We start from the raw sequence: 1794 nt of genomic DNA, 5'->3' as shown, positions 1-1794 counted from the left end.
CAATAGTGCCATTGATCGGCGGACCGTGCTACGGATGTTGGTGCTCACCACGGAACGACCCGCCCCAGATAATCCAGGTAATGTAATCCGGGGCTTCCTTCGTGTGTCTCGATGGTGTTCAGCAAGTTTGGAATGCTTTCTTCAATGCTTAGACGAGCTTTAGGACTACCCATGTCCGTACGCACCCAGCCCGGTGCCATTAGCAACAGAGTGCGTGAGTCGTTGGCGTGGCGCGCCGCAAAGCTGCGCATAAACATGTTGAGCGCGGCCTTGCTGCCCCGGTAGACCTCGTAGTTCCCGTTAGTGTTGTTAGCGAGACTTCCTTGCCCAGAGGACATGACGCCTATCGTTCCGCTCGGCGGGACAAGGTCCTGGAACGCCTCGATGACTCGCATCGGACTCAGCGAGTTCGTCACCATCACGCGTACAAATTCTTCAGTGGAGACATCCGCTATCGTTTCCCGATCGTCGTTCTTGACGCCCGCATTCACAAAGAGCAGATCTATCCGTCGAGCTTCAAGGCGACTACGTAAAGCTGCGATTTGCTCAGGAAGCGTGATGTCGACGACTTCAATGTCGAGCATCTCGTCGGAAGCCCCGGCGATACTGCGAAGTTTGTCGGTGGAGTCAGCCCGCCCGGTGGCAATGACTCGCCAGCCTCGCTTCAGATATTCCTCGACCATCGCAAATCCAAGACCACGGGACGCGCCGATGAGGAGAACAGTTTTCCGCGACAGAGATTTTTGCATGTAAGGATCCTGTAGAAATTAGGCCGTTCTTCGATATGAGCCGAAGAACAAGCTTCCTCTCGAGTAAGTGGGTCCAATCAAGATACCCATGCATGAGCCATGGCGGAAGACGCAGCAGACGCACTTAACACATGCATCAAACGCCATGTCTGGCCGGTGCGTGCTAGGCTGCGCGAATGTCTGAACCGGATTTAAATCTACTCATTGCGCTCGACGCGTTGCTTACCGATGGCAGCGTGGCAGGCGCCGCTCGCCGATTGGGCTTGAGTGGGTCCGCCATGAGCCGAACGCTCGCTCGCCTTCGCGCGGCAACCGGTGACCCCCTTTTGGTTCGAGCAGGACGAGGCATGGTGCTTACGCCGCGAGCGGCGGAACTTCGCGAACGCGCTCAAAATGTGGCGCATGAGGCACGTGCCGTACTTCGTCCTGCTGCTACCGAACTGGATTTCTCCACGCTGGAGCGAACCTTTACGATTCGCACCAACGAAAGTTTCGTGGAGGCCTTTGGCGCTCCCCTGATCGCGGCGGCAACTGCCGTTGCACCGCACGTGCGTTTGCGTTTTGCGCCAAAACCCGAGAAGACGGCGGCGCCCTTGCGGGAAGGTTCGGTCGATCTCGAGATCGGCGTGCTGGGTGAAATGGGCCCTGAAGTGCGCGTGCAGGCGCTGTTTCGGGACCGCTTCCTTGGTGTTGTCAGGAAGGGGCATTCGCTTGAAACCGAGGGCGAGGTGACGGCCGAACGCTATGCCGCATTCGGCCACGTTGTAGCTTCGCGTCGCGGACACGCCAACGGGCCGGTGGATGCAGCGCTGGCTGCTTTAGGATTGGCGCGAACGATCGTGGCCGTGGTTCCGGGCTTTCCAGCGGCGCTGGCGGTGGCCCGCACGTCCGATCTGGTGGCGCTCGTGCCCGCCTCTTTCCTGAACGCCCAGCCCGAAAATCAGGGCAAAGCGGTATCGGTCACGACCTACGCTTTTGAGCTTCCCGTGACGACCGGGCGAATCACGGTATCGCAGATGTGGCATCCGCGTTTAGAGGGTGACCC

2 protein-coding genes are annotated in these 1794 nt (G+C 58.9%); one reads left to right on the top strand and one right to left on the bottom strand.

Annotated features, from left to right (window positions below):
* Positions 1–44: 44 nt before the first annotated feature.
* Entirely contained in the window at positions 45–749 is a 705-nt protein-coding gene (locus WCA53_RS27560) for an SDR family NAD(P)-dependent oxidoreductase (protein WP_423918278.1), read from the bottom strand.
* Positions 750–925: 176 nt separating this feature from the next.
* Between WCA53_RS27560 and WCA53_RS27555 the strand changes: the two genes are divergently transcribed.
* Positions 926–1794, top strand: an 869-nt coding sequence (locus WCA53_RS27555; RefSeq protein WP_423918275.1) for a LysR family transcriptional regulator, incomplete at its 3' end; no start/stop codon positions are given.

This window comes from Caballeronia sp. (genome assembly GCF_049581465.1).
Classification (GTDB): domain Bacteria; phylum Pseudomonadota; class Gammaproteobacteria; order Burkholderiales; family Burkholderiaceae; genus Caballeronia.
Note: the sequence above shows the minus strand (reverse complement) of the source record. Positions and strands in the feature narration are given on the sequence as shown.